The following is a 23,617-nucleotide window of genomic DNA, read 5'->3' as shown; positions in this document are numbered from 1 at the left end:
CGGAGCAGTCACCGCATGAAGTTCACCGATGGTTTCTGGATGCTGCGCGACGGCGTCACGCCCGTCTACGCCCAGGAGGCGTACGACGTGGTCGCCGGCGACGACAGCATCACGATCACCGCACCCGCCAAGGTCATCGAGCGCCGGGGCGACACCCTCAACCGTCCGACGCTGACCGTCACCCTCACCTCGCCGCTGCCGGGGGTGGTCGGCGTCCGCATCGACCACTGGCAGGGCACGCGACCGGAGCGGGGCTTCGACCTCCACGTCGAGGAGGGGCACGCGCAGGTGTCCGTCGACGACCAGGCGGGGGTGCTCACCACGGGCGGCCTCACGGCCACGGTGAAGCGGGGTGCTCCCTGGTCGCTGACCTTCTCGGCGGGCGACCGGGTTCTCACCTCGAGCGGCCACAAGTCGCTCGGCTACATGACCGTGGCCGGCGAGGGGACCTTCGTGCACGAGCAGCTGGCGCTCGGCGTCGGCGAACTCGTCTACGGCCTGGGCGAGCGCTTCGGGCCGCTGGTGAAGAACGGCCAGGTCGTCGACATCTGGAACGCCGACGGCGGCACCTCCAGTGAGCAGGCCTACAAGAACATTCCGTTCTATCTCACCAACCGCGGCTACGGCGTCCTCGTCAACCACCCCGGCCACGTCTCGTACGAGATCGGGTCGGAGTCGGTGGAGCGGGTCCAGTTCTCGGTGCCGGGGGAGAGCCTCGAGTACTACCTCGTGTACGGTCCCACCCCGAAGGAGATCCTGGAGCGCTACACCGCGCTGACCGGCCGGCCGGCAGCGGTGCCGGCGTGGTCGTACGGTCTGTGGCTGTCCACCAGCTTCACCACGGACTACGACGAGGCGACCGTCTCCTCCTTCATCGACGGCATGGCCGAGCGCGACCTCCCGCTGTCCGTGTTCCACTTCGACTGCTTCTGGATGCGCGAGTTCAACTGGTGCGACTTCGAGTGGGACCCGCGCACGTTCCCGGACCCGGAGGGGATGCTCGCGCGCCTGCACGACAAGGACCTCCGCGTCTGCGTGTGGATCAATCCGTACATCGGGCAGCGCTCCCCGCTGTTCGCCGAGGCCGCGGCGGCGGACTACCTCGTGAAGCGGCCGAACGGCGACGTCTGGCAGTGGGACCTGTGGCAGGCCGGGATGGGCCTCGTCGACTTCACGAACCCGGACGCGACCCGCTGGTTCCAGGACAAGCTGCGCGCGCTCGTCGCCCAGGGGGTCGACTGCTTCAAGACCGACTTCGGGGAGCGCATCCCGCTCGAGGTGGAGTACTTCGACGGCTCGTCGCCCGAGCGCATGCACAACCTCTACACGCAGCTCTACAACGAGGCCGTGTTCGAGGTGCTGCAGGAGGCGCGCGGCGAGGGCGACGCCGTGCTGTTCGCGCGATCGGCGACGGCCGGCGGTCAGCAGCTGCCCGTGCACTGGGGCGGGGACAACACCTCCAGCTACGAGTCGATGGCCGAGACGCTGCGCGGCGGGCTCTCGCTGGCCCTCAGCGGCTTCGGCTTCTGGAGCCACGATATCGGCGGCTTCGAGGGCACCCCGGACCCGGGCGTGTTCAAGCGCTGGACGGCGTTCGGCCTGCTGTCGAGCCACTCGCGGCTGCACGGCAGCGACTCGTACCGGGTGCCGTGGGCGTTCGACGAGGAGGCCGTGGAGGTCACCCGGCTGTTCACGAAGCTGAAGCTGCGGCTCATGCCGTACCTGTTCGCCGCAGGCCGGGAGGCGCACACCGCCGGGACGCCGGTCATGCGCCCGATGCAGCTGGAGTTCCCTGGCGACCCGGCGGTCGGCTACCTCGACCGGCAGTACATGCTCGGAGCCGACCTGCTGGTCGCACCCGTGTTCTCGCCGTCCGAGGTCGAGTTCTACCTGCCAGACGGGACGTGGACCGAGTACTTCTCCGGGCGACGGGTGGAGGGCGGACGCTGGCTGCGCGAGAGCCACGGGTTCGACAGCATCCCGCTGTTCGTGCGCGAGGGAGCGGTCCTGCCCCTCGGCGCCCGCGACGACCGCCCGGACTACGACTACCGCACCGGCCTCACCCTCGCCGTCTACCCGGGACCGGACGGAGTGCGCACCGTGACGGTGACGACGCCCGAGGGCGAGATCGCGGAGTACACGGTGACCCGCCGGGGCTCTGCGCTGACCGCGACCGGGCCAGGCGAGCATCCCTTCACGCTGCGGGACGCGGTCACCGGTCGCACTGCAGCCTCGGAGTCGGGGACGGCGACCCTCGACTGAGCCGGCGCATCCGGGCCGGCCGGCCGGTGACGTGGGCGCGCGCCTGGCGCCCACGTCACAGGACACCCGGCCCGACGGTACAGTTACGCGGAGTATGAACGGCAAGGCGACGGGGACGAACCTCGACACGGTGCGGCGGCACAATCTCGCGACCGTGCTCGGGCTCGTCCACCGCGAGGGTCCGCTGGCCCGGTCGGCGCTCACGCAGGCGACCGGGCTGAACCGGTCGACCGTCGGCGCCCTCGTCGCCGAACTGGCGGAGCTGGGGCTGGTGCAGGAGCGGGAGCCGGAGCTCAGCAACCGCGTCGGGCGGCCGTCTCCGGTCGTCGCTCCCGATGGCCGCGTGGTCGCCCTGGCGATCAATCCCGAGATCGACGCCGTCACCGTCGGCGTCGTCGGCCTCGACGGGACCGTGCGGCGGCGCGTGCGATACCCGACCGGACACATCCCCTCGGCGGCGGAGGCGGTGGCCATCGCCGCGGCGGTCGTCGACGGACTGCGTCCCGACCTCGCCGGGGCCTCGCGCGTCGTCGGGATCGGCGTTGCCGTGCCCGGACTCGTGCGGGAGGAGGACGGGGTCGTGCGGCTCGCTCCCCATCTGGAGTGGGCCGAGGAGCCGTTCGCCGCCGAACTCGCCGCGGCCACGGGGTACCCGGTGCTCGCCGCGAACGACGCGAGCCTCGGTGCCAACGCCGAGCGCCTGTTCGGCGCCGGCCGTGGCGCGAGCGACCTGGTGTACCTGAACGGCGGCGCCTCCGGCATCGGCGCCGGGGTCATCGTCAGCGGGTCGCCCCTGACCGGCATCAGCGGCTACGCGGGTGAGCTCGGGCACACCCTCGTCAACTCCGCGGGCGTCCGCTGTCACTGCGGAGCCATCGGCTGCCTGGAGACCGAGGTGAGCCAGAGCGCCCTGCTGCGCGTCCTCAGGATGGAAGCGGCCGACCCGGAGGAGCTCGACCGGGCGCTCTCGGCGGCCATCGACGCGGGCGACCCGGCCGTGGCGGCGGAGGTGGACCGGCAGGTGGGCTTCCTGGCGACGGCGCTCCGCAACGCCACCAACGTGTTCGACCCGCAGCTCATCGTGCTCGGCGGGTTCCTCGGCGCGCTGCACGCGCTCGACCCCGATCGGCTGCCGCGGCTGGTCGGCGAGCAGGCGCTCGCGGCGAGTGCGGAGCGGCTCTCGATCGTCCGTGCGGGGCTGGGCTCCGACATCCTGATGATCGGTGCGGCCGAGCTCGCCTTCGGCCCGCTGCTGGCCGCTCCCGCGTCCTGACCGCGTTCCGTCCGCATCCCGTCGCTCCCTGGGCGTCCGCCTGCTCGAGATTTGGCGCAAATGTGCGCCCTGGGAACGTCTGCAGGAGACTTGGCGCAAATCTCGGCGAGGAGAACGTGATGTGCACGTTCACATCGAGGGGCTGTACGGTATAGGATTTGTTGTAGTCGATCAATCGAATCGATTCGAACCACACTCCCGACAGCACCGCTTGCGCGCGGTGCTGTTCGTGCGTCCGACGGCGGGCGCGACCCGCATCCACCTCGACCTGCCAAGGACCCTTTCGTGACCACCGTCGTGCATCCCGGAGACTCGCTCTCCGGCCGCCAGCGCCTCGCCTACATCCTGATCCTCGGCGCGCTCACCGCACTGGGCCCGTTCACGATCGACACCTATCTGCCAGCGCTGCCGACCCTGCAGAACGACTTCGACGTCTCGACCGCGGCCATCCAGCTGACCCTCACGGCCACGACGATCGGCTTCGGCGTCGGGCAGCTGCTGGTCGGGCCGTGGTCGGACAAGATCGGCCGCCGCACGCCGCTCATGGCCGCGACCGCCGTGCACATCATCGCCTGCCTCGCGGCGGCCATCGCCCCGAACGTCGAGCTCCTCGGCGTCGCGCGGGCGCTGCAGGGCATCGGCGCCGCGGCGGGCGGCGTCGTCGCCATGGCCATGGTCCGCGACCTCTTCGGCGGCCGCCCCCTGGTCCGGATGCTGAGCCGCCTGGCGCTCGTCAACGGCCTCGCCCCGGTGCTCGCCCCCGTGCTCGGCTCCTGGCTGCTGCTGGTCATGCCGTGGCGCGGCATCTTCGTGGTGCTCGCCTGCTACGGCGCGTTCGTCATCATCTGCGTCGCCCTGTGGATCGTGGAGACGCTGCCCAAGGCGCGCCGCCAGGATGCGGGGCACTCGACCGTCGGCCAGCGCTACAAGGCGGTCCTCAGCGACCGCGTGTTCGTCGGCATCGCGATCGTCGGAGCCGCCAACTTCACCGGCCTGTTCTCCTACCTGTCGTCGAGCTCGTTCATCTTCCAGGAGATCTACCGGTTCAATGCGCAGGAGTACGGCCTGCTGTTCGCGATCAACTCCATCGGCATCATCATCGGCGTGCAGTCGGCGGCCCGCCTCACCAAGTACGTCGGGCCGCAGTGGATCCTGGCGTGCTCCACCATCGTGATGTTCCTGTCCTCGGTGACCATCGTTGTGCTCGACCAGTCGCACGTCGGACTGTGGGGAACGGTCATCCCGCTGTGGTTCTTCATCGCGGCGTGCGGGTTCGGCTTCCCGTGCGTCCAGGTTCTCGCGCTCAACGGCCACGGCCACGAGGCCGGGACCGCGGCCAGCCTGCTCGGCGCGCTGAACTTCGGCATCGCGGGAATCGTGTCGCCGGTCGTCGGCATCCTGGGCGTCGGCAGCGCCGCCCCGATGGGTGCGGTCATGGCCGTCTGCGCGCTGGTGTCGATCGCCTCGCTCTGGATCGTGGTGCGGCCGCGGTCGGTCCCGCAGCTGGCGCACTAGGTGCACTGACTCGGCGCCGGCCGAGCACCTAGGCGGCGCATGCCGCCGCGGGTACGTTTGACCGCATGACCGCACCGCACCCCGCCCCGCCGCCCGAGGACGCCGAAGGACACGACGTCGTCAAAGCGGCCCGCGTCGCGCGGAGGTGGCCCGTCATCGCCGGCTCGGTGGCCGTCGTCGTCGTGGTGGGCCTCGGGCTGATCATCGCCCTGCGGCCGCGCGAACCGTTCGCCATCGATGCCGAGTGGATGGGCGAGATCGTCGAGCACCGCTCCCCGCTCTGGCTGGGCCCGGCGCTGTTCTTCAACTACGCCGGGGGCAGCATCATCGGATCCGTCGTGATCCCGGTGCTGATCTTCCTGCTGCTGCTGGCGTTCCGCAGACCCTGGGGCGCCGCGTTCTTCGCGATCGCGAGCGTGCTGTCCGTCGTGTGCGTCCAGGTGCTCAAGCACACGGTCGACCGGGCGCGGCCGACGGAGATCCTCGTGCACGCCGACACGGGTTCATTCCCGTCCGGGCATACGGCGAACGCCGCCACGATGGTGGTCGTGCTCGGGATCCTGTTCCCGCGGGTCTGGGTGTGGTGCGCGGGCGTCGTGTGGGCCGTCCTCATGGCCGTCAGCCGCACGTACCTCGGCGCCCACTGGATCAGCGACACGATCGGCGGACTCCTGCTCGGCGCCGGCGTCGCCGTCATCGTCTGGGCGCCACTCGCTCATCGCCTCGCGATCGAGGCGACGCAGCCGCATCCGTTCTGGCTCGCCCGGCGGCACGCGCCAGTAGAGTGAGCCGCATGAGCGACGCGGACGCGCTGGCGAAGGCGCAGGCGGAAGCACGGGCGGCGGCGGACGAGGCCGAACGGCTGCAGGCGGAGGCCGCCGAGGCGGTGCGCCGGGCACAGGAAGCATCCGCCGCGGCGGAGGCTCAGGCCGCGTCGCTGCGCGAGGCGGCTGCGGCGGCGCAGGCGGCTGCCTCAGCGGCTGCAGCATCAGCAGCCGCAGCGGCACCCACTCCGACGGCCTCGGCGGACGCCACACCCGCGGCAGCGACCCCGGCATCCGGGCCGCTGGACACCGCATCCATCGAGGCCGTCCGCGCCGGCTACGCGTTCGACGGCGACGTGCTCGAGTTCGGCGCACTCGTCAACGGGGATCCACTTCCGGACGTGCCCATCCGCATCCCGATCGCCATGACCAACCGCCACGGGCTCATCGCCGGAGCGACAGGCACCGGCAAGACCAAGACGCTCCAGGTGCTCGCCGAGCAGCTCTCGGCCGCGGGCGTCCCGGTGTTCGCGGCCGACATCAAGGGCGACCTCTCCGGGGTCGCGACCCCGGGCGAACCGAACGAGAAGCTGCTCGAGCGCACGAGGGGGATCGGGCAGGACTGGACCCCGCACGCGGCGACGACCGAGTTCTTCTCGCTCGGCGGCGTCGGGCGCGGTGTCCCGATCCGCGCGACGGTCGCCGGATTCGGGCCGCTGCTGCTGTCGAAGGTGCTCGGCCTCAACGAGACGCAGGAGTCGAGTCTCGGCCTGGTGTTCCACTACGCCGAGCAGGCGGGCCTGCCGCTCCTCGACCTCGCCGACCTGCGCGCCGTCCTGACCTACCTGGCGAGCGACGACGGCAAGCAGGAGCTGTCGGGGCTGGGCGGTCTGTCCGGATCGACCGTCGGTGTCATCCTGCGCGAGCTGATCGCCTTCGCGGATCAGGGCGCGGACGCCTTCTTCGGCGAGCCGGAGATCGACACGGCCGAGTTCCTCCGCGTCGCGCCGGACGGCACCGGCGTGGTGAGCCTGCTGGAGGTGCCGGGCGTGCAGGACAAACCGGCGGTGTTCTCCACGTTCCTGATGTGGCTGCTCGCGGACCTGTTCAACGACCTGCCCGAGGTCGGCGACCTCGACAAGCCGAAGCTGGTGTTCTTCTTCGACGAGGCGCACCTGCTGTTCCGCGATGCGTCGAAGGACTTCCTCGCGGCGATCACGCAGACCGTCCGCCTGATCCGCTCGAAGGGCGTCGGCATCTTCTTCGTCACCCAGACGCCGAAGGACGTGCCGTCCGACGTGCTGGCTCAGCTGGGCTCGCGCGTCCAGCATCAGCTCCGCGCGTTCACGCCCGACGACGCGAAGGCGCTGAAGGCGACCGTGTCGACCTACCCGACCTCCGGCTACGACCTCGCCCAGGTGCTGCAGTCGCTGGGGACCGGCGAGGCCGTCATCACCGTGATGAACGAGAAGGGAGCGCCGACGCCCGTCGCGTGGACGCGCCTGCGCGCCCCGCGAGGCTCGATGTCTCCGGCGCCCGAGCAGCAGGTGGATGCGACGATCGCCGCATCGCCGCTGCAGGCGGCCTACGGAACTCCGCTCGACCGCGACTCCGCCCGCGAGATGCTCGGACGCAAGCTGGACGCCGCCGCGGCCGCCGCGGCCAAGGCGGACGCCGACGCCGCCGCCGCGAAGGCCGCCGCAGAAGCACAGAAGGCGGCGGAGGCGCAGGCGAAGGCCGACGCCAAGGCGCGGGAGGCGGCGGAGCGGGCCGCGCAGAAGGAGTACGACCGCATCCTGCGCCAGACCTCCCCGCGGTCCACGACCCGTCGCACGTCGTCCGGCTCGTCGAGGACGGTGCTGGAGCAGGTGCTCGGCTCGAAGGCGACCCGAGACATCCTGGGCGGTGTCGTCGAGGGCATCTTCGGCACGCGCCGTCGGCGCTGACGCGGGGGTCTGACACCCGTGGGCCGGATCGCCCGGGTCAGAGCCCGAGGAGCGCCCGCGCGCGCAGCGCCACACCGGCAGCAGCGGTCGCCTCCCCGCCGTCCTGCTCCGACCACACCGCCGAGAGCGCGCCCCAGGCCAGCGCCCAGCGCAGCACCCTGTCCTCCGTCAGCTGCGCCTCCGCGGCGATGACCGCGACCGTCCGCTCCAGGCGGCCCGGCGCGAGCGCGGTCGCGGCATCCGGATTGCAGAGGATGTTGGCGACGTCGAAACCGGGATCGCCGTGCAGCGGCTTGGGGTCGATCGCGAGCCATCCGCGCGGCCCGAAGTCCAGCACGTTGCCGTGGTGGAGGTCGCCGTGCAGCACGACGTCTCCGGCGGGATGCCGCAGCAGCTCGTCCGCGACCCGCGCGGCGACGGCGTCCAGCTCGTCGCCTGCGCCGGGTGCCTCCTCGCGGCGCAGCAGCTCCCGGAACCAGCGCCGGAGGTCGAACAGACCGTCCGGGCGCGTGCCCTTCCCCGCTGCGTGCAGACGACGACCGGCCCGGCAGAGGATGCGCGTCGCCTCGTCGTCGCCCTCCGGACCCGACCGCGACAGCTCCGCGAGGTCGCCCGGACCGGTCGCGCGCTCGAGGAGCACCGCGTCCGCATCCGCCTCGATGACGGCGGCGGCACCGTCTCCGCTCCACCAGGCGACCACCGCGCCGCCCGCCCGCTCTTCGCCGGACGCGGCCAGCTTGAGGAAGAGCGGGTCCGCATCGCGACGCACCGGCTGCACGACGCTCGACGGGGTGGCGAACGCCGCGCCGTCGGGTTCGAGGCGCCAGCGTTCGCGCCACGGCGCCAGCGCGGCGTCGGGCCCGGTCACCCGCGCCCCTCTGCGGCGGCGTACGCCCCCGGCGTCGACCCGACGACCGACGTGAAGTCGCGGCTGAAGTGCGCCTGGTCGGCATAGCCCAGCTCGGCGGCGAGGTCGGCGAGCGCAGGAGGTTCGCTCGATCGGAGTGCCGCGGCCGCCTCCTGCAATCGGTACCGCTGGATGAGCCACTTCGGGCCGAAGCCGATGTGCCCGGCGACCAGCCGCTGCAGGTGGCGGACGCCGAGCCCGAAGCGGTCGGCGAGCTGCTCGACCCGCAGCAGTTCACGGTCCTCCTCGACCGCCGCCACGATGCGGTCGACCAGGCGGGCGTCGTCATCCGGTTCGGGGAGGCGGTCCAGCCAGGCCTCGAACGCCGCGATCGCGCCGGAGTCGTCGTCGTCCGCCATGCGGTCGCGGACGGAGGCGACCATCCCGGCCGCTCCCTCCCGGACCGTCAGCCGGTCGAGCGGCAGGACCGGCGGCACGCTGCGCATCGACGCTCCGGCCCATGCCCGCGAGACGCCGGGCCGGAGCAGGACGCCGAGCGCCCATCCCGAGCCCTCCAGCGTGCGGGACCCCCGCCCCCGGCCGGCGCGGTACAGGGCGGCGGACCGCTCCTCGACGACGAAATTCGCCGTCGGGTACTCGAGCACGTCCTGCCGCACGGTCGCGCCGTCCGCGAGCTGCCAGCGGGGGAGCCAGTAGTGCCGGACGAACAGGGCCGAGCGGCCGTCCGCAGCGCGCCGTGCGATCGCCACCGGCGGCGCGGTCGCCGCCGGGGCGACGCGGCTCGGCGTGAGCAGGCCCTTGCTGCGCGGCTCGACCTCGGTGCGCGGCGTCACCCTGCCATCCTGGCATGCGCCCGCGGGCGTGGGGCTTCGGCCGGGCGCCGCCGACGGGTTCAGCGCCCGAGCGGGATGCGTTCGAACCAGTACAGCAGGCGCGGCCAGGCGCGGCGGAGCTGGCCGTGCGTCATCGGCTCCTCCGGCCGCGTGACGGGAACGTCGAGCTCTTCCGCGACGCGCTCCATGTCGTCCGCCGACCAGAACTGGCCGCGCATCCGGATGAGCAGCCGCCCCTCCTTCGACGCCACGAACAGCTGGGGCAGGACGTCGAGGGTGCTGCGTTCGTAGACCTGCACCATGATCACCGCGCCCGCCTCGCCGTGGCCCACCCGGACGGTCCGCCCGAAGAATCCGCGCTCGCGCACGCCGTCCGGCCCGTAGCCGATCGTCGTGTTGAGGAACGACGCGACCCCCACCACCGTCGCCGCGATGACGACGAGATGAGCGATGAGCACGAAGACCCAGGCGCCGGACGGGATGGTCAGCCAGTACAGGACGGCGAACACCGGAGTGGTGAGCGCCAGCACCGCGACGATGCCCCGGGTGAACAGGTGCCGGTGCGGGCGGAGGACGGTCTCACGGGTCGCTGCCACATCCGTCCCCACCTCGGCCTGCTCACTCACCAGACGAGCCTTTCTCAATCCGGGAGGCTCCGGTAGCGGCATTTTGGGGGACACCCGTTCGCGGGGCGGTCGGGTGTCCCGCGGGGTCACCCGGCTGCGGTGCGCACCAGGTCGCGGATGCGCTGTTCGTCCTCCGGGCCGAGGTCGAGGATGGCGAAGGCCGTCGCCCACATCGTGCCGTCGTCGAGCTTGGCCGGATCGTTGAACCCGAGCGTCGAGTAGCGGGTCTTGAACTTCGACGACGGCTGGAAGAAGCAGAACGTCTTGCCGCCGATGGCGTAGGCGGGCTGCCCGTACCAGAGCTTCGGCCAGACGTCCGGGACCGTCTCGGTGACGATCGCGTGGATGCGCTCGGCCAGCGCTCGGTCGTGGTCGGGCAGCTCGGCGATCTTGGCGAGCAGGTCGCGGGTGTCGTCCTCGCGCGTCGTCTTGCCCTTGCGCGCGGTCTTCACCTCTTTCGACCGCTCCTTCATGGCGGCGCGCTCCTCCTCGGTGAAAGCGGCGGAGCTGGATGAGGACTCGGTTGTGTTCGTCATGCCTCGACCGTAGAGCGGGACGGGTGCACAGCGCTTCTCCGAAACTGCTCACCTGGCGCTCCTGGCACTCGCCGTACCGTCGGAGATATCGCCCCACGCCGACCGTGAGTACGGTGGACACCGTCCGCAACATTGGCCGGGGAGGTACGAGGTGCGCATCCAGGACGCCATGGCCGCCGAATGCAGCGGCGGGCACAGGCGGAACACCGACCGCCCGCTGTGCAGCGCCGCGTGAGCGCTCTGCCCACCGACGCCGAACGCCGTCTGGCCCTGCGGCGGATGAAGGTGCTCGCGACGAGCTTGCTGGCCGTCGCCGCCGTGGTGTTCGCGGTCGCGTTCGCGCTCCAGGACCGCTATCCCTGGCTCGGGTACGTGCGCGCCGCCGCCGAGGGTGCGATGGTCGGAGCGCTCGCGGACTGGTTCGCCGTGACCGCGCTTTTCCGGCATCCGCTCGGCCTGCGCATCCCGCACACGGCGATCATCCCGACCCGCAAGGACGAGATCGGGGCCAGCCTCGGCGAGTTCGTCGAGACCAACTTCCTCTCCGACGCGGTCGTCGCCGGCAAGCTGGGCACCATCGACCTGGCCGGAGCGGTGGCCGACTGGCTCACCGAGCCGCAGAACTCGCGTCGCGTGGTGGCGGAGTCCTTCCGCGGCCTGACCGGGCTGGTCGCCCTGCTCGACGACGACCGGATGCGCGAGGCGCTGGAGGCGGTCGTGCGCACGCACGTCGTCGCACCGGTCTGGGGCCCGCCGCTCGGCCGGCTCGGCGCGCGGGTGCTCGACTCGGGCGGTCACCACGAGGCCGTGGATCTGCTGCTGGACCGGCTGGACGAGTGGCTCGCGGCGAACCCCGAGGCGTTCGGGCCGGTGGTGTCGCGTCGGCTCCCGTCATGGTTGCCGTCGTTCGTCGACCGCATGATCGACGAACGCCTCCACGCTGAGGCGCTCCGGTTCGTCCGCGAGATGCGCGACGACCCCGACCACCGCCTCCGGCGCTCGCTCGACGAGTACCTCGCCCAGCTCGCCGATCGGTTGCAGCACGACGAGGCGACCATCGACCGGCTCGAGCTGGCGAAGGGTCGCGCCTTCGACGATCCGCGCATCCGCGAGCTGGCGGCCTCCACGTGGACGGCGGCACGGTCCGCGGCGATGGATGCGCTCTCGGACGAGGACGGCGAGCTGCGGCGCCGCGCGGAGGCCGTCGTCGCCGATGTCGCCCGGCGCGTCCTCGCCGACGACGACCTGCGGGCATCCCTCAATCGGCGGCTGACGGACGCAGCGCTGCACCTGGTGACGAGCTACCGCAGCGACATCTCGCACGTCATCACCGAGACGGTGCAGTCGTGGGATGCGGCCGAGACCACCGAGAAGATCGAGACCCAGGTGGGACGCGACCTGCAGTTCATCCGCATCAACGGGACGGTCGTCGGCGCGCTCGCCGGTCTCGCGATCTACGCCGTGGCGACGGGGGTCTCGGCGCTGCTCTGATGCACTAGCCGGAGCGCTGGGGGGACTGGCGGAAACGGTGGGGACGGGACTGATACGTGATGGAACCTTTCCGGCCGATCGGACACTAGGGGATATGAGCAACGTTGGATCGGACGAGGCGGACGCCTGGTCCCGGGCGCGAGACGGGGATCCTGACGCGTTCACGTCCCTGTTCGACAAGCATCGCGACCGCGTCTTCGGTCACGCGCTGCGGCTGGTCCGTCGGCCGCACGACGCAGAGGACGTCACTGCCATGGTCTTCCTGGAGGCCTGGCGTCGCCGAGACGCCGTCCGCGTTGTCGACGGCTCGATCATCGCCTGGCTGCTGGTCGCCACGAATAACACCGTGCACAACCTCGAACGCGGTCGACGCCGTCACCGCGCGGCGCTCGCCCGCATGTCCGAACCGGGTCACGAGCCTGACCATGCTGACGGCGTCGCCGACAACCTCGACAACGAGGAACGGGACCGACGCGTCCGGGACGCGTTCGCCAGCCTGTCGACCGCCGATCAGAACGTGATCACGCTCTGCGTGCTGGAGGAGCTTCCGCTCGCCGAAGCGGCACGCACCCTCGGTGTCCCCGTCGGGACCATCAAATCCCGGCTCTCCCGCGCCAAGCGCCGCCTCGGCGACCTCACTCTCGCCTCCGAATCCATCCAGCCCGCCCTCGAAGGAGGTGCAGAATGACCGCCACCGGCCCCGTCTTCGATCCGGCGCGCAGCGCCATCCTCCGCGAAATCCTCCACGAGACCGTCGCCACAGCGCCGGCGCGACCATCGCGTGCCCGTTTCGCTCTCGTCGGCGGTCTCGTCGCAGCGGGCGTCGTCCTCGCGGGGGGAACCGCAGCGCTGGCACTCAGCGGCGCGCTGCACTTCGGACCGTCGGAGCCCGCGCCGGCCCCGACACCGAGCATCACCTCCACGCCGACCCCGACGCCGACGCCGACGGCCACGTCGACACCCTCTGGTCGGCCCCTCGCCGTTCAGACGACGCCGATCCAGCGGCACGACGTCAACCGATTGGGAGCTACTCCGTGGTCGCTGGACCTCCCCGGTACGGGACGGTCCTGCGAGCAGCACCACGTCTACGACATCGCCGACGGTCTCGCTCTTGTTCAGGTCGGGGCGCATGTCGTCGGCGACGACGCTCTGGATTGCAACGATGACCTGCAGCACGTCTCCCTGTCTTTGGTGGACACGCGACAGGGCACGGCCATCTGGACGCGCGAATGGTCCTGGCACGCTGCGCCTCTGTACGACGTCGACGTCCTGGTTCTGGGCACGTCGGGACGGATCCTCGTCTTCGAGGAGGCGTTGGGAGGCGGACCGCATGACGTCATCGACCTTGCCACCGGTCGGACTCTGGCGGACTTCGCCGGCGAGAAGACCGACATCCTGCTCAACGCGCAGGCCGTCCCGGGTGATTCGGGCGACATCGTCATGAGTACTCCCACGTCGATCATCCGGGTCGACCCCCGCGACGCGCAGAGTCCTCGGTGGTCGACGGACGTCCCAGGCAAGTCGGCGTGGGTCCACCCGATGGTGGGCGACACCGACTTCCTCCCCGTCGACATCCTGTTGGACGCTCCCGGTGCCGACGGGAGGCCCTACGAGTCCGCGCTCATCGACCTGCAGACCGGACGGCTCGACCCCGGGCCGAACGTCGGTGCGCTCATCCAGACCGACTCTCACCCAGCGGCGATCTCTCAATACGACAGCACGGGACAGCCCACCGAACTGACCGGTCTCGATCGGTCGGGTCAGCCGACATGGACTCGGCAGCTCCCACCGGGTTCCGACATCCAGGCCGTCAGCACATCGACCGGTGTCGCCGGTGCCGTGGCGGGCTATCCGGGCGCGTCCGATCTCATCGCCGTTGTATCCACCTCCGAGCTGACCATTCTGGATTCCGCCTCCGGAACGGAACGCTGGTCCGCGTCCGCGGCGCGATGCGGGTTGACGAACCGTGTCGCCGGGTTCTCGCCTTTCGTCGACGTCTTCCTCGATCCCGAGCATGACACCCTGACGGTCGTCCACGACGGCACCGGCACCTGTACCTTCACAGCGTCGACGGGAGCACCTCGCCCGCTGCCGGATCTGCCGAATGGGTCGGCGCTTTTCTTTGGCCCCGACAACGCCTACGTGTTCACGAACGAACCGAGTGGCGACCTCGCCGCATTCGACCGGCAGACGGGGACGAAGCTGTGGAGCTCGACCGCCGCGAACCCGGGCTCATGGTCTTTCGCGGGCGGCTACCTGGTGCGCCTGAAGGGCGACCAGCTGTCAGCGGTGGGCTGAGACGCTGGATCGGCGACGGCCTCCCGGGAACGTCAGCCCGCGAGCGAACGTCACGCCGTCCAACGGGTGCTCGGGCACAAGCCCGCAGCGATGGCGCCGGATACCTCCGGGCGCAGCGACCGGACGCGGGTGTGGCGTTGTGCGCGCACCCGGTGTGGTGCTATGCGCGCACCCGGCGGCGCATCCTGAACAGTTGGCGGAGAATGGGGGATTCGAACCCCCGAGGGCTTGCACCCAACACGCTTTCCAAGCGTGCGCCATAGGCCACTAGGCGAATTCTCCTGGTCGTCGCCTTCCGCTGTCGCGGCCGGCGGCTCCCAGTATCTTACCCGAACGCCGGAGGGCCTCGCGCACACGGCTCCCACCCGCACCCGCTACACTGGTTCCCGGCTCCCCACGTGGCGCCATCCAGGCCAACTCCCCCAGGGCGGAAACGCAGCAAGGGTAACCGGGCTCTGGCGGGTGCGTGGGGAGTCTTTCCGTGTCCAGCCGCGTGTCACCGCCGCCGCGTATATTGTGGCCAGCAATGCCGGAGCTTCTACGCCCTGTAGAATGATCCGTGTCTTCCGTGGAGCGCTGGATGGACGGGGTGCCGCATGACCGAGCAGCTGACCGAGCTGGCGACCGAGGCATACGTCGTGGGCTTCCCTCTCGTGTTCGACCTGGAGCAGGTCGCACGGTTCACCGAGGCGGGCATCGGGTCGGTCGGTCCCACTCCCTACAACTCCTTCGGGCACGCGCGCGAGCTGGCCGGGCCGGGCGACACGTTCGTCTCGATCAACAACGACACCGTGTATTCGATCGCCCAGGTCGATCTGGGCGTCGGGCCCGTGAAGCTCACCGTCCCCGCCACCGGTGACCGCTACTTCGTGCTGCAGTTCGTCGACGCCTGGACCGACAACTTCGCGTACATCGGCACGCGCTCGACCGGGGGAGGGGGCGGCGAGTTCCTGCTCCTGCCGCCCGATGCCGACGAGGGGGCCGACGACGCCGCAGGTCTCCCGACCGTCCGCTTCCCCACGCGCGTCGCCACGATCGTCGGGCGGTGGGCCGTCGACGGCGCCGACGACCTGCCCGCGGTGCACGCGCTGCAGGATGCGCTCACACTCACCCCGCTGCACGAGACCCTCGTCCCGCCGGAGGGAGTCCCGGCCGTGGACGGCGGCCAGGGCGAGGCGCTCGACTTCTTCGAGAAGCTGCGCGTCTGGTCGCAGGCCTTCCCGCCCGCGCCGCGCGACCGCGCCGCGCTCGACTCGTACGCGCCTCTCGGACTGGTGAGCCCGTATCCGATCGCCGAGCAGCCGGAGGGCGTCCGCCAGGCCCTCGTCGACGGGTACGCCCTGGGCAAGGAGGCTCTGGAGTCGGCGTTGCGCACCTCCGGCACGCTGATCGACCACTGGATGGTCAACCTCCACGTCTTCGACTACAACCTCGACTACTTCGAAGTGGGCGCGATCGACTCCCCGGAATGGAAGCTGACCGACCCGCGGACGCGATACGCGACCCGGGCCGGCGCGGCTCTGGGTGGCCTGTGGGGCAACCACGCCTACGAAGCGGCCTACATCATGACCTACGAGGACGCCGACGGCGAGCCGCTCAGCGGCGAGCACGTCTACCGGCTGCGGCTCAGCCCGACACCGCCGGTCGGCGCCTTCTGGTCACTGACCATGTACGACCTCCCGCACTACTACCTCGTCGCCAACCCGATCGACCGCTACTCGGTCGGCGACAGGACCCGCGGGCTCGTGTACGACGACGACGGAGGACTGACCATCACGATGAGCGCCACCCGACCGACCGACGAGAAGGCGGCGGCCAACTGGCTGCCTGCGCCTGCCGGACGCTTCCGGCCCATCCTCCGCCTGTACCTGCCGGGCGACGAGGTGCTGGACGGGCACTACCGGATCCCGGCGATCGAGCGGATCGGCTGACGTGGCGCGCTCCATCTACATCACCTCCGCCGAGGGGCACACCGGCAAGTCGACCGTCGCCCTCGGCGTTCTCGAGTCGCTGCGCCACTCCGTCGAGCGCGTCGGCGTGTTCCGGCCGATCGCCCGCTCCACCGACGAGCGCGACTACGTGCTGGAACTGCTGCTCCAGCGGATCACCGCGGACATCTCGTACGAGGACGCCCTGGGCGTGACGTACGAGGACGTCCACGCCGACGCCGATGCGGCGCTCGCCGAGATCGTCCAGCGCTTCCGCGCGGTGGAGGCGCTGTGCGACACGGTCGTCATCCTCGGCTCCGACTACACGGACGTCGGCAGCCCGACCGAGCTCGGCTACAACGCCCGGATCGCCGCGAACCTGGGCGCGCCCGTGCTGCTGGTGCTCGGCGGACGGATCGGACAGGGCTTTGGCGAGCGTCTCGGCCAGGCCGACCCGCGCTCGCCGGAGGAGCTCCGCCAGCTGGCGGAGATCGCCGTCGCCGAGCTGCGGGCCGAGCACGCCGGGCTTCTCGCCGTCATCGCGAACCGTGCGGACGCCGGGATGCTGGAGCCGATCGTCGCCGCCGTCGGCTCTGTGGTCGGCGCCGCGGCGGCCGCGGCGGGCAGCGCGGACCGGCCGCCGGTGTGGGCCATCCCGGAGGACCCGTTCCTGGTGGCGCCGAGCATCCGCTCCATCATGGAGGAGACCGGCGCGACGCTGATCGCCGGGGAGGAGGGCCTGCTCACCCGCGAGGCGCTCGGGGTCGTCGTCGCCGGCATGTCGATGAACAACGTGCTCCCGCGGCTGGTGGACGGCGCGGTCGTCGTCGTCCCCGGCGACCGCACGGAGGTGCTGCTGGCGGTGCTCATGGCGAACGCCTCCGGCACCTTCCCGTCCGTCGCCGGCATCGTCCTCAACGGCGGGTTCGACCTGCCGGAGCCGATCGAGCGGCTGCTGGCCGGCCTGCGCTCGCCGTTGCCGATCGTGCGGACGGGGCTCGACACCTACGACACCGTCGTGCGGATCACGCACGCGCGAGGGAGGCTCGCCGCGGACTCGCAGCGCAAGTACGACACGGCGCTCGCCCTGTTCGAGCGGCACGTCGACGCGAGCGCCCTGCTGGCCCGTCTCAACGTCTCCCGCCACGATGTCGTCACCCCGCTCATGTTCGAGTACGACCTGATCGAGCGCGCGCGGGCGGCGAAGAAGCACATCGTCCTGCCGGAGGGGGAGGACGACCGCATCCTGCGCGCCGCCCACACCCTGCTGGCGCGTGGAGTGGCCCGGCTGACCATCCTGGGCGAGCCGTTCGAGGTGAAGTCGCGCGCGATCGAGCTGGGACTCGACCTCTCCGGCGCCGAGGTGCTCAGCCCCTTCGACGACGTGCTGCGTCTGCGCTTCGCGACGGAGTACGCCCGGCTGCGCGCGCACAAGGGCATCACGGTCGAGCAGGCGTCGGACACGATCACGGACACGTCCTACTTCGGCACGATGATGGTGCACCTCGGACTCGCCGACGGGATGGTGTCCGGCGCCGCGCACACGACGGCGCACACCATCCGGCCGGCCTTCGAGATCATCAAGACGACGCCGGGGGTGTCGGTCGTCTCCAGCGTGTTCCTGATGGCCCTCGCCGACCGCGTTCTCGTCTACGGCGACTGCGCCGTCATCCCGGACCCGACCTCGGAGCAGCTCGCCGACATCGCCATCTCGTCCGCCCGCACGGCCGAGCAGTTCGGGATCGAGCCGCGCGTCGCGATGCTGTCGTACTCCACCGGGGACTCGGGCGCCGGGGCGGACGTGGAGAAGGTGCGGACCGCGACCGAGCTGGTGCGCGAGCGTGCGCCGCAGCTCGCGGTGGCCGGTCCCATCCAGTACGACGCCGCGGCGGATGCGGCCGTCGGGGCCGCGAAGATGCCCGGATCGGAGGTGGCCGGACGGGCGACCGTGTTCATCTTCCCCGACCTCAACACCGGCAACAACACGTACAAGGCGGTGCAGCGCAGCGCGGGCGCCGTCGCGATCGGCCCCGTGCTGCAGGGCCTGCGGAAGCCCATCAACGACCTGTCCCGTGGGGCGACGGTCGACGACATCGTCAACACCGTGGCGATCACCGCGATCCAGGCGGCGCTGTCATGAGCGCCGTCCTGGTCGTCAACAGCGGCTCGTCGTCGTTCAAGTACCAGCTGATCGACAGCGAGACCGAGGAGTCGCTGGCCTCCGGCCTGGTGGAGCGCATCGGCGAGTCGAGCGGGCATACGACGCACCGCGGCCCGAACGGCACGAGCGAGCGGTCGCTCGAGATCCCGGACCACACCGCGGGGTTCCGCGCGATGCTCGACGCTTTCGCGGCGGAGGGCCCGAGCCTCGACGAGAACCCGCTGGACGCGGTGGGCCATCGCGTCGTCCACGGCGGCAAGCGCTTCTTCGAGCCGACGATCGTGACGCCGCTCGTCGAGATCAACATCGAGGACCTCTCCGACCTCGCCCCGCTGCACAACCCGGCGAACCTGGAGGGCATCCGCGCCGCGAAGAAGGCGTTCCCCGACGTCCCGCACGTCGCCGTGTTCGACACCGCGTTCCACCAGACACTGGCGCCGGAGGCCTACACGTACGCGATCGACGCCGAGCTGGCGGACCGTCACCGCGTGAGGCGGTACGGCTTCCACGGCACGTCGCACAAGTACGTGTCCGAGACCGCTGCCGCATACCTCGGCCGCCCGCTCGGCGAGCTGCGCCAGATCGTCCTGCACCTGGGCAACGGGGCGTCCGCGTGCGCGGTCGACGGCGGGCGCTCGGTGGAGACCTCCATGGGGATGACGCCGCTGGAGGGCCTGGTCATGGGCACCCGGTCCGGCGACCTCGACCCTGCGGTGCTCATCCACCTCGCACGGCGCGCGCAGCTGTCGACGGACGACCTGGACGAGCTGCTGAACCGCCGGAGCGGGCTGCTCGGCCTCTCGGGGCGCGGCGACATGCGCGACGTGCGCCGAGCCGCCGGTCGCGGGGATGAGGCAGCCGCGCTGGCGCTGCAGGTGACGGTGCACCGCCTGAAGCACTACATCGGCGCATACACCGCCCTGCTCGGGCGACTCGACGTGCTCACCTTCACGGCCGGCGTCGGCGAGAACGACGCTGTGCTCCGCGCCGAGGTGCTGTCGGGGCTGGAGGTGCTCGGCATCCGGCTCGACCCCGAACGCAACGCGAGCACATCGCGGGAGGCCCGGGTCATCTCCGCGGACGACTCCGCCGTGACGGTGCTGGTCGTGCCGACGAACGAGGAGCTCGAGATCTCCCGGCAGTCACTCGAGGCGGTCCGGGGAGCGACCGGGGGCTGACGGGAGCGGAGGCCATGCGGCGACGGCGCGGCGAGGGCGAACGGCACGGGATGCCGCGACGCGTCTCCGCCGCGCGCCGCACGAGCCGGCCGGCCCGGATCGCGGCCGTGCTGGCCTCCGCCCTCCTCGCGGTGACCGTGCTCGCCGGATGCGGCGCCGCGGACCCGGGAGCGGGCGCGCGCTTCGTGACCTCTCCGCTCGTCCGCTACAGCGCCGTGCTGTGGCCGTTCCCGCTGCAGCTGGTCGGTGCCGAGCCGGGCGCGCGGCTGCGGCTGACCGCGCATCTCGCCACGGTGCACGGGACCTGGACGTCCGCCGCGACCTACACGGTCCCGGCCTCGGGAACCCTCGACCTGGCGGCGGCGCGGCCGCAGCTCGCCCCCTTCACCGAGCCGGACTCGGCCGGGCTGTTCTGGTCGCTCCGCGGTCCGCGGCTGTCGGGCGAGGAGGCGGCACGGCAGTGGATGCTCGACACCATCCACGTCACGGTCGCCGCTTCCGACGCAGGCAGGGTCATCGCCACCCGGGCGTTCGAGCTGGACGGACTGGCGTCGACCCTCCCAGTGCGGACGATCTACACGCGCGACCTGCGACCGGCCATCGATCCGCGCCTGCCGCGGCAGACGCACGAGGACGTCGCGCTCGCCACCTTCTACAGCGCGGCGAGCCTGGAGCACCCGCAGACCCCGGTCGTCCTGATGTTCGACGACGCGCGGCCGGGGGCGTCCGGGGACTACGTGGCACCGGTGATCGCGCAATTCGGCGCCTCGGTGCTGCTGGTGCCGGTCGCGGCCGCGGCGGACGGCGTCCGCTCGACCGGCATCATCGCGGACACCACGGTGCAGGCCGTGTTCGACTGGCTCGCGGATCGGCCCGACATCGAGCAGGACCGCGTCTATCTCTATGGCACCGGCGCGGCCGAGCAGGTGGCCGTCTGGGCGGCCACCCGGTTCCCGTCGCGCATCCACGGGCTGTTCGCCGCCGGGGGGACACCGGCGCTGCTGTGCCTGCCGGCCGCACGCGTCGCGCCGGTCTTCGAAGGCGAGTCCGGCTTGCCCTGTCTCTCCGACGCCGGCACGGTCGTCCCCTCCGCCGTCCCGTCCATCGACGTCGTCGACGGCCCGGTCGTCCTCGCGTGCGGTGTGCAGGATGCCACGCTCCCGTCGGCGTGCGGGTGGCAGCGCGCGCTCGCCGCCACCCGGGTGCCGCGCCCCGGCGACCGGATCATCTACGCGGACGGTGCGACGCATCCCGTCAGCGTGCCGCCCGGCCTGCCCATCGCGCTGCCGGCGACCGGTGGCCAGCCGACTGAGAAAGCCCGCATCGCGTTCTGGAACGCCGTCGGCCGCGATCTGCTTCGGGCGGTGCTGGGATGACGCGGCGCGGGAGGGTGGGGCGGCTGCTGCGCATCGCGGCCGCCGGAGCGGTGGCGGCCGTCGTCCTCTCCGGATGCGCGCCGGGCACGGGCGGCGGAGCCCGGTTCGTCTTCAGCCGGTTCGGGGACGGCATCACCCAGCCGGTCGGCATCCAGGTCAGCGGACTCGAACCGGGAGAACCCGTCGTGCTCACCGCGCGGGCGTACTCCTCCTCCGGCTCGTGGTCGTCGCGGGCGGTCTACGCGGTGCCGCCCAGCGGGAGCGTCCGGCTGTGGTCGCAGGAACCGGCGGCGGCGCCCTACCCGCGCCCCGACGGGTCCGGTCTGCTGTGGAGTCTGACCGGACCCTCGCTCAGCCAGCAGCAGCTGGAGGCGCAGTGGGCGTTCAGCCCGCTCGACATCCGGTTCTCTGCGGAGCAGGGAGGCCACCAGGTGGCGTTCGGCGAGCTCCACCGCGCCGCGCTCTCGGCGGGGACGATCAGCCGGGACGTGCTGGGGAGCGACCTGATCGACACGGGCGATCCGGAGGCGTCCGGTCTCGCGCCGACGGCCAGCATCGGGACGCTGGTCGACTCCGTGCCGACGCCGGTGAGTCTGCGGCCCGGCGTCATCATCATCGACGGCGACGACGGGGGAGCGTCCGGGGCGTTCGCCTCCCGCGTGATCGCGTCGGCGGGCTTCCCGGTCGTCATCCTCCCGGCCTTCGTCCCGGCCGGCCGCATCCCCGGCTCCGCCGCCCTGTCGGTGGAGACCTTCGACGCGGTGCTGACGTGGTTCTCCTCCCTCCCGGTCGTGGATGAGGGACGCGTCTTCGTGTACGGAACCGGCCGGGCGTCGTCGCTGGCCCTGTGGTTCGCCGCGAACGATCCGGAGCGGGTGCACGGCGCGTTCGCCGCCGCCGGCGCGACGGCGCTGCAGTGCACGTCGTCCGCGGGCAGCCCTCTGCTGATCGAGCACGGGAGGGCTCTGCCGTGCGCCAACCCCGAGCGCACGATCGCCGGAACCGACATCCTGCCGCTGCAGCGCATCAGCGGGCCGCTCGTGCTCGCGTGCGGCACCGCCGACCGGCTGCTCCCCACGGCCTGCGACTGGACGCGAGCGGGGGAGCAGGCACGCGGGGACGAGCCGGGGGACGCCTTCCTCTACTCCGAGGGCGCCGGGCACGACATCACCACCCCGCCCCTGCTGCCGATCGGGCTGAGCGATCTCTCCCCGGCGACGGCACAGGCGACCGAGGATGCGCGCACGGCGTTCTGGCAGGTCGTCATCGCGAAGCTGGCGGGGGCGATGCGGCCGTGAGGCGCGTACGGGCGGGGGTCGTGCTGTCGCTGCTGGTCGCGTCGCTCGCCGGATGCGTCGCCGCGCCGGGCGCTGCGGGGCCGCGCGTCGAGGTCAGCGAGGAGCCGAGCGGTGTCTGGGAGCCGGTGCACGTCCGTCTCGTCTCTCTGCCGCCCGGCGGCCGGGTGACGGTGCGCGCGACGGCGCGGTCCGGTGCGGCGGCGGGTGAACGGTGGAGCTCGCAGGCCGTCTACGGCGTTCCGTCCTCCGGGGTCGTCGACCTCGATCACGATGTTCCGGTGGAGGCGCCGTTCCGCGGCGCGGACGGGATGGGGCTGTTCTGGTCCCTGCAGAGCGATTCCGGCAGGGAGGCGACGTCTCCCCAGCTGTGGGGCGGGACGACCATGACGGTCGACCTGGAGGCCGTCGTCGACGGGCGCCGCGTCGCGCTCCGCCGGCTGCATCGCGTCGGCCTGTCGTCCGTCGCACCGTCGCGGGCGGTGTTCGACGACGGCATCACGGGCGACTACTTCGAGCCGGCCTCGGCCTCCGCAGCTCCCCGGCCCGCGGTGCTGGTCTTCGACGGCACGGAGCCCGACGTGCGGACCGGTGTGCTCTCGGCGGCCACCCTCTCGGCGATGGGATACCCGGCCCTCGCGTTCTCGACCTACGGCTCGGCGGGCCAGCTCGGGCCGGTCCGGACGCTGCCCGCCGAACGCGTCGTCGCCGCGCTGAACTGGCTGCGGTCTCAGCCCGGGGTGGATGCGCGGCGCGTGTTCGTGTTCGGGGCCTCGCGCGGTGCGCAGCTCGCGCTGTGGACGGCTGTCGCGCATCCCGAGCTGGTCTACGGCGCCATCGCCCCGGCCGGCACGACCGGATTGGTCTGCCCGTCCCCCGTTCCCGGCCCGGCGATCACGGTAGGCGGGTCGTGGGTGCCGTGCCTCAGCGGCACCCATGAGGTCACGGCGGCGGCGGTGCTCGACCTCGGTCGCATCCCCGGTCCGGTGGTCCTGGGATGCGCCGGGCAGGACGAGCAGCTCGACAACGGCTGCCGGTGGCTCGACGCGGCGGCCGATGTGCGGCCGGCGCGCGGGGGAGACGCGTACGTCCGCGCGCCGCGGGCGACGCACAGCTTCTCGCTGCCTCCGTACACGCCGCTCGACCTGCCCCCGGCACCGCAGGCGCAGCCCACGGAGGACGCCAGGGTCGCCCTGTGGTCGGCGATCGGGCGCGCGCTCGATGTCCGCGGGCCGTGATCTCCGCGGACCCAGCCGAATGTCGGCGG

At 71.8% G+C, this 23,617-nt stretch carries 18 protein-coding genes, 1 tRNA gene and 1 other RNA gene; 15 read left to right on the top strand and 5 right to left on the bottom strand.

Annotated features, from left to right (window positions below):
• The first annotated feature begins 15 nt into the window (after nucleotides 1-15).
• From yicI to BLW09_RS13485, 5 genes are all read left to right on the top strand, one after another.
• Nucleotides 16-2,262, top strand: a complete 2,247-nt coding sequence (gene yicI, locus BLW09_RS13505) for an alpha-xylosidase (RefSeq protein WP_089913644.1) — start codon at nucleotides 16-18, stop codon at nucleotides 2,260-2,262.
• Nucleotides 2,263-2,356: 94 nt separating this feature from the next.
• Nucleotides 2,357-3,535, top strand: a complete 1,179-nt coding sequence (locus BLW09_RS13500; RefSeq protein ID WP_089913641.1) for an ROK family transcriptional regulator — start codon at nucleotides 2,357-2,359, stop codon at nucleotides 3,533-3,535.
• Nucleotides 3,536-3,820: 285 nt separating this feature from the next.
• Nucleotides 3,821-5,050 (top strand): multidrug effflux MFS transporter, encoded by a 1,230-nt coding sequence (locus BLW09_RS13495; protein ID WP_089913639.1) that lies wholly within the window; start codon nucleotides 3,821-3,823, stop codon nucleotides 5,048-5,050.
• A 65-nt stretch (nucleotides 5,051-5,115) separates the two neighbouring features.
• Nucleotides 5,116-5,838, top strand: coding sequence for a phosphatase PAP2 family protein (locus tag BLW09_RS13490; RefSeq protein ID WP_231946846.1), 723 nt, complete (start codon nucleotides 5,116-5,118; stop codon nucleotides 5,836-5,838).
• A gap of 5 nt (nucleotides 5,839-5,843) precedes the next feature.
• Nucleotides 5,844-7,760, top strand: a complete 1,917-nt coding sequence (locus BLW09_RS13485) for a helicase HerA-like domain-containing protein (protein ID WP_089913636.1) — start codon at nucleotides 5,844-5,846, stop codon at nucleotides 7,758-7,760.
• 37 nt (nucleotides 7,761-7,797) lie between these two features.
• Here the strand turns inward: BLW09_RS13485 and BLW09_RS13480 are convergent, their stop codons facing one another.
• The 4 genes from BLW09_RS13480 to BLW09_RS13465 form a co-directional block, all read right to left on the bottom strand.
• Nucleotides 7,798-8,628 carry an aminoglycoside phosphotransferase family protein gene (locus BLW09_RS13480; protein WP_089913633.1) on the bottom strand — a complete coding sequence of 277 codons (831 nt, stop codon included), beginning with the start codon at nucleotides 8,626-8,628 and terminating at the stop codon, nucleotides 7,798-7,800.
• Entirely contained in the window at nucleotides 8,625-9,461 is an 837-nt protein-coding gene (locus tag BLW09_RS13475) for a helix-turn-helix domain-containing protein (protein ID WP_089913630.1), read from the bottom strand. Before BLW09_RS13475 ends, BLW09_RS13480 begins: the two co-directional genes overlap by 4 nt.
• A gap of 59 nt (nucleotides 9,462-9,520) precedes the next feature.
• Nucleotides 9,521-10,087, bottom strand: a complete 567-nt coding sequence (locus BLW09_RS13470; protein ID WP_231946845.1) for a hypothetical protein — start codon at nucleotides 10,085-10,087, stop codon at nucleotides 9,521-9,523.
• An 86-nt stretch (nucleotides 10,088-10,173) separates the two neighbouring features.
• Nucleotides 10,174-10,623, bottom strand: coding sequence for an iron chaperone (locus BLW09_RS13465; RefSeq protein WP_089913628.1), 450 nt, complete (start codon nucleotides 10,621-10,623; stop codon nucleotides 10,174-10,176).
• Nucleotides 10,624-10,803: 180 nt separating this feature from the next.
• Between BLW09_RS13465 and BLW09_RS13460 the strand changes: the two genes are divergently transcribed.
• The 3 genes from BLW09_RS13460 (at nucleotide 10,804) to BLW09_RS13450 (ending at nucleotide 14,412) form a co-directional block, all read left to right on the top strand.
• Entirely contained in the window at nucleotides 10,804-12,114 is a 1,311-nt protein-coding gene (locus BLW09_RS13460; protein ID WP_089913626.1) for a DUF445 domain-containing protein, read from the top strand.
• Nucleotides 12,115-12,208: 94 nt separating this feature from the next.
• Nucleotides 12,209-12,802: an RNA polymerase sigma factor gene (locus BLW09_RS13455; RefSeq protein WP_089913624.1), complete on the top strand. Its 594-nt coding sequence runs from the start codon at nucleotides 12,209-12,211 to the stop codon at nucleotides 12,800-12,802.
• On the top strand, nucleotides 12,799-14,412 hold the full coding sequence (locus tag BLW09_RS13450) for an outer membrane protein assembly factor BamB family protein (RefSeq protein WP_089913621.1): 1,614 nt from the start codon (nucleotides 12,799-12,801) through the stop codon (nucleotides 14,410-14,412). Before BLW09_RS13455 ends, BLW09_RS13450 begins: the two co-directional genes overlap by 4 nt.
• Nucleotides 14,413-14,606: 194 nt before the next feature.
• Here the strand turns inward: BLW09_RS13450 and BLW09_RS13445 are convergent.
• Nucleotides 14,607-14,694, bottom strand: a tRNA-Ser gene (locus BLW09_RS13445).
• Between the two features lie 103 nt (nucleotides 14,695-14,797).
• Here BLW09_RS13445 and ffs point away from each other — a divergent pair.
• The 7 genes from ffs (at nucleotide 14,798) to BLW09_RS13410 (ending at nucleotide 23,588) form a co-directional block, all read left to right on the top strand.
• Nucleotides 14,798-14,894, top strand: an RNA gene (ffs, locus tag BLW09_RS13440) — signal recognition particle sRNA small type.
• A 114-nt stretch (nucleotides 14,895-15,008) separates the two neighbouring features.
• Nucleotides 15,009-16,343 carry a DUF1254 domain-containing protein gene (locus tag BLW09_RS13435; protein WP_089913618.1) on the top strand — a complete coding sequence of 445 codons (1,335 nt, stop codon included), beginning with the start codon at nucleotides 15,009-15,011 and terminating at the stop codon, nucleotides 16,341-16,343.
• 1 nt (nucleotide 16,344) lies between these two features.
• Nucleotides 16,345-18,480, top strand: a complete 2,136-nt coding sequence (gene pta, locus BLW09_RS13430) for a phosphate acetyltransferase (protein WP_089913615.1) — start codon at nucleotides 16,345-16,347, stop codon at nucleotides 18,478-18,480.
• A complete protein-coding gene (locus BLW09_RS13425) occupies nucleotides 18,477-19,679 on the top strand; it encodes an acetate/propionate family kinase (protein WP_089913612.1) in 1,203 nt (400 codons plus the stop codon). Before pta ends, BLW09_RS13425 begins: the two co-directional genes overlap by 4 nt.
• A gap of 14 nt (nucleotides 19,680-19,693) precedes the next feature.
• On the top strand, nucleotides 19,694-21,055 hold the full coding sequence (locus tag BLW09_RS13420; protein WP_089913609.1) for an acyl-CoA thioesterase/bile acid-CoA:amino acid N-acyltransferase family protein: 1,362 nt from the start codon (nucleotides 19,694-19,696) through the stop codon (nucleotides 21,053-21,055).
• Nucleotides 21,052-22,353, top strand: a complete 1,302-nt coding sequence (locus tag BLW09_RS13415; RefSeq protein ID WP_089913606.1) for an acyl-CoA thioesterase/bile acid-CoA:amino acid N-acyltransferase family protein — start codon at nucleotides 21,052-21,054, stop codon at nucleotides 22,351-22,353. The genes BLW09_RS13420 and BLW09_RS13415 overlap by 4 nt, the downstream gene beginning before the upstream one ends.
• Entirely contained in the window at nucleotides 22,350-23,588 is a 1,239-nt protein-coding gene (locus BLW09_RS13410) for an acyl-CoA thioesterase/BAAT N-terminal domain-containing protein (RefSeq protein ID WP_089913601.1), read from the top strand. Before BLW09_RS13415 ends, BLW09_RS13410 begins: the two co-directional genes overlap by 4 nt.
• Nucleotides 23,589-23,617 lie beyond the last annotated feature (29 nt).

Source organism: Leifsonia sp. 21MFCrub1.1 (assembly GCF_900107895.1).
Taxonomy (GTDB): Bacteria; Actinomycetota; Actinomycetes; order Actinomycetales; family Microbacteriaceae; genus Leifsonia; species Leifsonia soli.
This window is presented reverse-complemented; position numbering and strand designations above follow the sequence as displayed.